This is a genomic window from Pseudonocardia oroxyli (assembly GCF_900102195.1).
GTDB lineage: Bacteria > Actinomycetota > Actinomycetes > Mycobacteriales > Pseudonocardiaceae > Pseudonocardia > Pseudonocardia oroxyli.
Genome location: NZ_FNBE01000024.1, coordinates 36,855 through 45,270, shown reverse-complemented (window position 1 = coordinate 45,270; position 8,416 = coordinate 36,855). Strand labels below are relative to the sequence as shown.

Sequence of the window (8,416 nt, the reverse complement as noted above, 5' to 3'; positions counted from 1 at the left end):
CTGCGCGTGCGGGGTGTCGCGGTCGCCTCGTCGGGCTACTACGCCCTCAAGGACCGCCCGCCGTCGCGGCGAGCGCTGCAGGATGCGGCGCTGGTGGAGACGATCGAGGCCACGTTCTTCGACCGGGACAAGGGCCGCGGGCTCTACGGGGCCCGCAAGATGTGGCACCAGCTGCGCTGCGATGGCGTCACAGGCCGGGTGGGGCGGGCCGGTGGCGCGGTGCACGGTGGAGCGGTGCACGGTGGAGCGGTGCACGGTGGAGCGGCTGATGCGCTCGCTGGGGCTGTGCGGGGTGTGCCGTGGGCAGCCGGTGATCACCACCCGCCCCGACGAGCAGGCGGTCCGGGCTCCGGATCTGGTGGATCGGGACTTCACCGCGACACGGCCGAACCAGCTGTGGGTGGTGGACATGACCTACGTCCCGACGTGGTCGGGGACGGTGTTCACGGCGTTCGTGTCCGATGTGTACTCGCGGCGGGTGGTGGGGTGGCGGTGTGCGTCCCGGATGCCCACCGAGCTCCCGCTCGACGCTCTGGAGATGGCGTTGTGGACCCGGGAACGCGCTGGCCAGACCCGTGATGGACGGCTGGACGGGTTGATTCATCACTCGGATGCCGGGTCTCAGTACACGGCCATCCGCTACGGTGACCGGCTCGCCGAAGCGGGCGCGGTCGCGTCGATCGGGTCGGTCGGGGACTCCTACGACAACGCCATGGCCGAGTCGCTGATCGGGCTTTACAAGTCCGAGTGCGTCCGCCGAGACGGGCCGCTGGGCACCGTGGAGGACCTCGAGCTGGTCACCGCCTCCTGGGTGCACTGGTTCAACACCAACCGGCTGCATTCCATGATCGGCAACATCCCGCCGGTCGAGTTCGAGAACAACTACTACGCTCACCCACAGACCCGAGACGAGCAACGCTCGGGAGAACCCGGCCTCCACTGAACCCGGTGCGCTTCAGTAGCCCACCCTCGCCGGTCAGAGCGAGCGGCGCTGGGGCGGGCTCGCCCTGCCAGCTGGCCGATCAACTGCTCATCGAGCCCGTCGAGTCCAGGTGCCTTGACGGGCAAGGGCCGCGACGCCTGGTCGCCAGTCAACGCGTCGAGGGCCACAGGCAGTTCAGCAGCGAACTCGGTCATCGGGTCCACACTCTTTGATCGGAGTTACACCGATGTTCTTACAGTCCCGCAACCGGCACAGCGGCATCGTCGCGGGCGGGGTCGTCTCGGCGGTGGTGGCCTCGACGTAGGTGAAGACCCCGTGGTGACGCATCCGCAGCTCGGTGATCTCCGGCCATCGTTGCCGGGCTCGAGCGGCGAGCTGTTGCCGCAGGGAGCTCTCGTCGACTCGGGGAAGCGGGGCGCCACACGACCCATCGTGACAGCTCACCCCTCGTCGGCCGGCCTGCTCGATGGTCCGTCTACCGCACGGGCGGGTGATCACGGTGTGTCGCAGGCGCTGGGGCGGCATCGGGGGTTGAGAACTGCCCGATGTCGGTTACCAGCCCGTTCGTCATCACACTCACCACCGCCGAGAAGACGGTGTTGAGCGCGCGGACCCGCAACGCCCGCACCGAGCACCGTGATCGTCTTCGGGCCCGGATCGTGCTCGCCGCCGCCGGTGGTGCCTGCAACGCCGCGATCGCGGCCGACCGCGGCTCCGTTCGACTGGACCTTCACCCGCCACGACCTCCGCGTCCTGCGCAACCGGATCAACCCACACCAGCAATCCGACACGCTCACCTTCGCGGCATGACCCCCGACGAACTACGCCCGAGACCACTAGCAAGACGCGGGACCCACCGTGGCGGTCCCGCAGCGACGACGGCGCAAGGACCCCGACACCGGGAGGTTCCGAACGCTCTCCGGCTTCCAGAAGCGTGCCAACGAGGCCCACGCCCGCCGCCGCGGGCCAGGCGAGCGCGCCAACGCAGAACTCAGGAACTGGCGAGAGCTGCGCAAGATCCGGTCCAGCCCGAACACCGCGGACAAGCTCATCACCGCGGTTCAGACCCTCATGATCACGAACGCGTGATCAGGTTGACAGGGTCTCATTCGAGGTCACGCCACGCCGCACACCCGCTGACGCGCCAGTCCAGCAGGTTGGCACAGGCGCAGTGTCCAAGTATCCAGTGTATTTCCGCTCCCGGAATATCAGACACTCTCCGAACCCGAGCATCACAAAGAGGCCGCTACTCTCCGCCCACGACTCACCGAGTTGTTGCGCGTGATGGCCAACGACGCGGCAAGCCGTCAAATCGATGCTCGCTTGACTGAACCCTTCTGAAACGTCCTACTCTCCGGGCGCGCTTAGTCGAATCTCGACACTCACGTTTCGGTGGACCTTAGGCTCCTACGGTGATTGACTGGCTGTTCGCAGGTGCGCGACGGAACCTGTCGGTGATAAGCCCTTCGATGTCTGCCTTGATGAGCATAGCCAGGACAAACGAGTTCGAACGGGTCATGTTAAATCCTCCACCGTTGAACCACAGGCCACGCTGCGCGGTCTGTCCCCACAGGTTTGCCCACTCACCCTGGCTGTCGAGGCGAGCGATGTCGCCCACCCGCTCAGCGACGTCCGAGCCGAACCATTCCGAAACCTCGACCTTGCGGTTGTGGTAACCGGTGGCCAGCACAACCATGTCGGCCTCAAGGATGGTGCCATCGTCGAGCTTGGCGCCGTTCGCTACGAATTCGACCATTCGGTCCAACTGGAGAACCTTGATCCCGCCGTCAATGATCCTCTCGGAGGCTCCCTTGTTCAGGTAGTAGCCACCTCCCGTTCGGAGAAATAGATCTAGCCAACCCAGCCCATTGAATCCGTCGCCCAAACGCATACCCGCGGCGGCAAGGCCCTTGAGAAGATCTCCGTCAAGAGCCTTCGCATAGGCGTGATACTCTCTGGATGCCGCCTCACGCAGTGGATTTATCATGCCAACCGCAAAACGGATATCGTTCACCTTGGTCGGAATCTCTGGGTTGAGGAACCCAGCCACCGCTAGGTTAGCCGTCGCCACGTGATTCACCACGATCGGCCCACGCTGAATCATCGTAGCCTCCACCCCGTTGTCAGACATGTCAAGAGCAATGTCATGAGCACTAGTGGCCGCTCCGACGATGATTGCTCTCTCAATGCCGTACTGGGCTGCCTTGGTGTACTCCGAAGAGTGAAGAACTTTTCCCGCGAACGAGCCCAGACCCGGAAGATCTGGGACGGAGGGCTTGCCGCCAATGCCACCGGTCGCAAGAACGATGTGCTTAGGGTGAAGCACCCGCTCGTGTCCGTCGGCACGCCGCACTCTAGCCGACCATTGCCCAGTCTGGTCGTCATAGTCGGCACCGAAAAATTCGGTCCCAGTCCAGACATCCAGGTCCAGATAGCGAGCATAGATCTCTAGCCAGTCTGCGACGAGATCCTTAGGCAGGTACTCGGGGTAGTGCTTCGGAAACGGAAGATACGGAAAGCCGTTCATCTCGACGGGGTTGTGCAGCGTCAGAGATTCGTAGCGGTTGCGCCAGTTGTCCCCCACTGCGTGGTTCCTGTCGATGACCAGGGTGCTCAGTCCCAACCGACCAAGTTCCGCAGCGGCAACCAAGCCGTTGTGACCAGCGCCCACCACGAGGACTTCAGGCTGCGCGTTCACAAACTCGCGGCGGGCGGCACGGTTCTCGGAATACGTCTCACCAGAATGGCGGGGAGAGAATCCGTCGCCTCGGGGGTGCCGCAGCTCAGGCTCGGGAGCATCGCGGAGCGACTGCAAGCGAGTATAGAGCGTAATGACCCTGAGGCCGGACGGCGCCGAATCGTCTAGAACACCATTGACCACAGCGATGGCAGCGCCAGCAGCGGTCTGGAATCCATGGTAACCCTCAACAACTGCCCCCTGGCCTTCGCCCAATATGCTTGCGGCCGGCCACTGCGCTGAGAGGGCGAAGTTGGACGGTTGAATGTCATCTACAACCGACAGCAGTGCGGCGATCACAGAATCGCGACCGTGAAACTGGCGGTAGTCCCACGTAAGGGCGCCGTTATCGCGAAGATAGGATGGATCGGCGAAGAGATCGCCCAACTGCTTCTCATCGCGTGAATCCAGAGCGCGCTCGAAGGCCGAAAACCAAGCCGCCACCTTCGAGTCAAGAGACGTAGAGATCATCAACGTGCAGTCCTTTCGTTAGTTAGGTCTTGGAACATTCCGGCGCGCTACCTTCGACGCGGCTCACCCGAACGTGGAACGTCTACGGTTGCTATCCACGTCAGTTCGAAGGTTCGGAGACGTATGGGCCCAGCGGGTTCTGCAACTCTTGACATGCACAACACGACCGCACCGATCTGAACCCAGCTGCTCTCAGGAGGCGACGTTCTCCGCTCGTCGCAATGAGCGAACGGCAGTAGCGGCCACAGGACCTGGTTCAGACGTCGCACATTGCGCGAGCCGCACTCTCTGCCAGTGTTCTGTAAGACATAGGAGTCGTCACGCCAGGCCGCCACTGGACCCACAGGACGCGAACCCGTAGTACATCAACGGCTCCACACCATTCAAGGGCGCCCAGCACCGCCCACCGCAACCGAGACTGCCTCAATTACTCCGGCCGACTTGCCGGCAAGATACCTATCGAGATCAGTGTCCGCGCTGATCATGAAGAGCGTCCTGCGGTCCTGCCCGCCAAGCATCGGAGCAACGGCCCATCTCCTGGGTGTCGCGACACGGTGGGTGACTTCTCCACCTTCCCGCACTCGGAGAAACTCCGCGGAGGTGAAGCTCCCGATCCAGATCGCACCCTCGCTATCCACTGCGAGCCCATCCGGGCTCGCGCCGGGGATACGGGCCCACTCGCGCTGACCCGACAGCTTTCCATTCGCCTCAATGTCGAATGCCAGGATTGCCTCTCCGCCACTGAGATTGACAACGAGGACGCGATCGCCGGGGAGGATCCCGATCCCGTTAGGAGTAGCCAGGGTCTCGGTCACAGTCTCTACAGTTCCACCACCATTCGGGATCCGAACCAACTCTCCCTTAGGATACGGATCGCCCGGGAAGTACCTGCCTACGTAAGCATCACCGTTCCCGGCGACGACCATGTCGTTGATCATGATGGCGCCCTCACGACTGAGGTCGCAGTACGGTTCAAGATTGCCGCCATCAAACCGATAGACCATAAGTTGCTGAGAAGCGGTGGCAATCAGAGAACCGTCGGGTAGAAAACCCAGACCAGAAGGCTGGGGAAACTCGATCACTTCGAGCAGGGTTCCGGACTCGTCCATCGTGCAGATGCGATCGGCGAACGTATCTGCAAACCACAGCTTGCCGTCATACCATCGCGGCCCCTCACCGTAGACCAAGTCTGTGCACAGCACCCGACTCTGATCCGTCAGATCTTCCATGTGTGCTCCCCCAATTGGCGGTCATATCACGTGCCACAAACATACCCTTTAAGGCATTCTTCACGCGATTCTCCTGGTCGCGCCCCTGGCACCCCGGCTCTCTAGCCATCAGAGCTCTCGCGCGAAATCAGCCAATGCGGTGTCGGTCATCGCCTTCCGGGTTGCCACCGCACGTCAGGCTGCGGAGAAGGTGGGCGCGTCGTCAACCGTCTAGTCGACTACCCCGCAGCGAATCAACCGCAGCGACTCCTTCACGCGGAGGACTGGGTGCTCTCCCTGACGTCTAGACCGCGAGCCACTCCGCGGCGAGCGCGGCCAAGACCGCACGCCTATACCGAGTGCTCCCAGAAAGAGTGAAACTGTTCGCTAGGAGGTGCCGTTGCCGGCCTCGCGCGGACCACACAAGCCCGAGATATCGGTGCCGTCGATCTTCGCGGCCCGATGCGTGCAGGATTGAACTCACCGCAGAGCACTGAGCGGTGACGAACGCTGGAAACGCCAACACAGAGAACATCTACACACTGATGCACGATCCATCGACACCTCCACTGATTGTTCGCATTCCCGGACTGCCAGCGCCCTACGCGCCATCTGCCGTCAGCTCCAGCGCGGCCAAGTACCCATAGAGCAGTCCGCGCTGGTTGCCCATCCCGCTGTTATAGCTCGCTCCAATATCGCGCTGCGCCACGGCAGTGCCCGCCGCGTAAAGACCGGGAATTCCGCTACCCGAAGTCGAGCGGACCTGGCCAGTCGGCCCGGTGACGAGCCCGCCGGCAGGAGAGTTGACGGCAACTCGTACCAGCGGGAACGCATAGAACGGGGCTTCGGTAATCGGCCCCATGTTCCGATTTTCCGAACGCGGATCACCGTTCAAGGCCAACGCGTAAGGTCGAGCTCCACGCCCGAAGTCACTGTCCTTGCCGTCAGCACAGAACCCATTCCAGCGCGCGACCTCGCCAGACAATCCTGCGGGATCTATTCCAGCCGCTAGCGCAGTTTCCTCAATTGTCGCCCCACGCGAGCACATTCCTTCCGGGATCTCCCCCCCGGCGGGGACGGCGCCAATTCCGTACGTATCAATATATTTCTGGTCTACGATCACCCAAGCTGGCCAGTTCGCAGACCCCTCAAGCCAACCCTCTGCAATACCGGGGTGGAATGCATCGTCAGCGAAGCGCCGTCCGGCGTCGTTGACTACAATATTCCGAGGGAGACCAGGCGTGTAGTAGCGATACGCTTGAGAGCCGTGGACCTCGTCTCCCGGTGTGCGTGTGCCGAAGTAGACCGCCGACGTAACTGGTCGGCGAACAACCTCGATGGCAGCATCGAGCGGCGCGGTCAGCTCGAAGTGGTCTCCTCGAATCGTTGGCGGGGACATCGTCTTGACATCCACGAGCTGGTCGAGTCGATGCATCCATTCTTCGGACCAGTCATAGGCGCCGGTCGCGATGATGACACCGTTACGTGCGTGCACCGTACGCTCTCCGCTGGTATCGCGCACGATTGCTCCTGTCACCTTTCCGTCCTGGATGGTCAACCGAACTGCGCGAGTAGATGGGTAGAACGTCACGCCGTTGTCCACTGCAACCTTCGTCATCGAGGCAGCAAGGCCCGGTCCCGCGCAACGCTCACCCTTCTCAATATGACGTTGCCGCCGTTCCGCCAGTTCAGGCGTCATTGCCGTTCCGCCAGTGTCGATGCGATCCTGACTAGACACAACGCCGCCACCGTAGGGCGAGGTCGCCACGAGATCAATGAGCGGGCCAAGTTGTGACTGGTCCCAGGGTTCGATCTCGTACCAGCGCCCTTCGGCCTTCGACCCCTCCGCTTCCGGGTAGTAATAGTCCGGAAGTCCGCGAATCAGTCGAAGATTGATACCCTGGTTGCGCAGGAAGCGAAACACCTCAGGCCCACGAGTAACGAAAGTCTCCCTCATCTCGTCGTCCGCCTGGCCCTGCGAGAGCCATTGAAGATATGCGCGAACATCCGCAACCGAGTCATCTACGCCAGCCTCAACTTCGAGATCTGTCATTCCGACCCAGACCTGCCCGCCAGAATATGCGAACGTTCCACCGACCTTGTCGGCCGCCTCGACCACGATGACCTGCGCGCCAGCATGCCCCGCTGTAATCGCCGCTGAGAGCCCTCCGGCACCCGAGCCGATGATCAGAACGTCGCAGAATTCGATGTTCGTCATGCTACTTCTCTCTTCGCCATTGGTCTTCACCTGCCCAACGCCCGAGTACCTGTTATCGTGCGGTCAGACCGCCATCAACGACCAACACGGCCCCAGTCACAAATGACGCCTCTTCAGATCCGAGGAACGCCACGGCGGCTGCAATCTCGTTCGGTTGCCCCCATCGACCCAAGGGAACTCGAAGCTTCTCTACGATCAGGGCCGTGGTCTCGTCTTCGTCTAAAGCAATGTGCTCTGTCATTCCAGTTCTCACATACCCAGGACATACAGCATTGCAACGGATACCGCTTCGAGCGTGGGCAAGCGCGACTGTTTTGGTCAGGCCAACCACGCCGTGCTTCGCTGATCCGTACCCATCCTGACCGATTGATCCCGTCACACCAGCTATCGAGGCAACGTTGACTATCGAACCACCGTGTGTGCGCTCCAGGATCGGAAGGGCTTCTCTGATTGCCCGCCACACGCCAAGCAGGAACATGTCGACATTGCGCTCGAAGTCATCATCTCGGCCGTCACTGATCACGCCGGCCGAATTCACCACAACGTCCAGGCCACCAAAGGCCGCCTCCGTCGCCAAGAGGCTTTGACGTACCGATACATCGTCAAGCACGTCGGTGGCGACGAACATCGCTTCACTGCCAGCCGCTTGCAGCTCTTCAGCTAGCTGCTTCCCAGCATCTCGCGCCACGTCCGCGATAGCGATTTTGGCTCCGCTACGCGCGAGGGTAGCGACTGTTGCGCCACCAATACCTGAGGCGCCTCCTGCGATCCAACAGACCTTGCCCCGATAGCTCGAATACAAACTAACTCCTAGATAGCAGTTCACCGGCCCGATTGAT

General features: G+C 62.0%; 6 protein-coding genes and 1 pseudogene. 3 read left to right on the top strand and 4 right to left on the bottom strand.

Annotation, left to right across the window (positions count from 1 at the left end):
- Window positions 1-147: 147 nt before the first annotated feature.
- From BLS43_RS27485 to BLS43_RS27480, 3 genes and pseudogenes are all read left to right on the top strand, one after another.
- A pseudogene (locus BLS43_RS27485) lies at window positions 148-943 on the top strand (IS3 family transposase); the annotation flags it as partial.
- A gap of 636 nt (window positions 944-1,579) precedes the next feature.
- A complete protein-coding gene (locus BLS43_RS30320; RefSeq protein ID WP_176921594.1) occupies window positions 1,580-1,753 on the top strand; it encodes a hypothetical protein in 174 nt (57 codons plus the stop codon).
- A 48-nt stretch (window positions 1,754-1,801) separates the two neighbouring features.
- On the top strand, window positions 1,802-2,032 hold the full coding sequence (locus BLS43_RS27480; protein ID WP_425438582.1) for a hypothetical protein: 231 nt from the start codon (window positions 1,802-1,804) through the stop codon (window positions 2,030-2,032).
- A gap of 310 nt (window positions 2,033-2,342) precedes the next feature.
- On the opposite strand, the gene BLS43_RS27475 is transcribed toward BLS43_RS27480, so the two are convergent.
- From BLS43_RS27475 to BLS43_RS27460, 4 genes are all read right to left on the bottom strand, one after another.
- Window positions 2,343-4,151 carry a flavin-containing monooxygenase gene (locus tag BLS43_RS27475; protein WP_093089616.1) on the bottom strand — a complete coding sequence of 603 codons (1,809 nt, stop codon included), beginning with the start codon at window positions 4,149-4,151 and terminating at the stop codon, window positions 2,343-2,345.
- A 383-nt stretch (window positions 4,152-4,534) separates the two neighbouring features.
- Window positions 4,535-5,380, bottom strand: a complete 846-nt coding sequence (locus BLS43_RS27470; protein WP_093089615.1) for an SMP-30/gluconolactonase/LRE family protein — start codon at window positions 5,378-5,380, stop codon at window positions 4,535-4,537.
- Window positions 5,381-5,960: 580 nt separating this feature from the next.
- The gene (locus tag BLS43_RS27465) at window positions 5,961-7,577 is read right to left on the bottom strand and encodes an FAD-dependent oxidoreductase (protein ID WP_143030260.1); all 1,617 of its coding nucleotides are present in this window, start codon (window positions 7,575-7,577) and stop codon (window positions 5,961-5,963) included.
- Window positions 7,578-7,629: 52 nt separating this feature from the next.
- Entirely contained in the window at window positions 7,630-8,403 is a 774-nt protein-coding gene (locus BLS43_RS27460) for an SDR family NAD(P)-dependent oxidoreductase (RefSeq protein ID WP_245707874.1), read from the bottom strand.
- Between the last annotated feature and the right edge of the window lie 13 nt (window positions 8,404-8,416).

Excerpts from the sequence above, each read along its gene's own strand:
- BLS43_RS27475 (WP_093089616.1), bottom strand. The coding sequence starts at position 4,151 with ATGATCTCTACGTCTCTTGACTCGAAGGTGGCGGCTTGGTTTTCGGCC.
- BLS43_RS27470 (WP_093089615.1), bottom strand. The coding sequence starts at position 5,380 with ATGGAAGATCTGACGGATCAGAGTCGGGTGCTGTGCACAGACTTGGTC.
- BLS43_RS27465 (WP_143030260.1), bottom strand. The coding sequence starts at position 7,577 with ATGACGAACATCGAATTCTGCGACGTTCTGATCATCGGCTCGGGTGCC.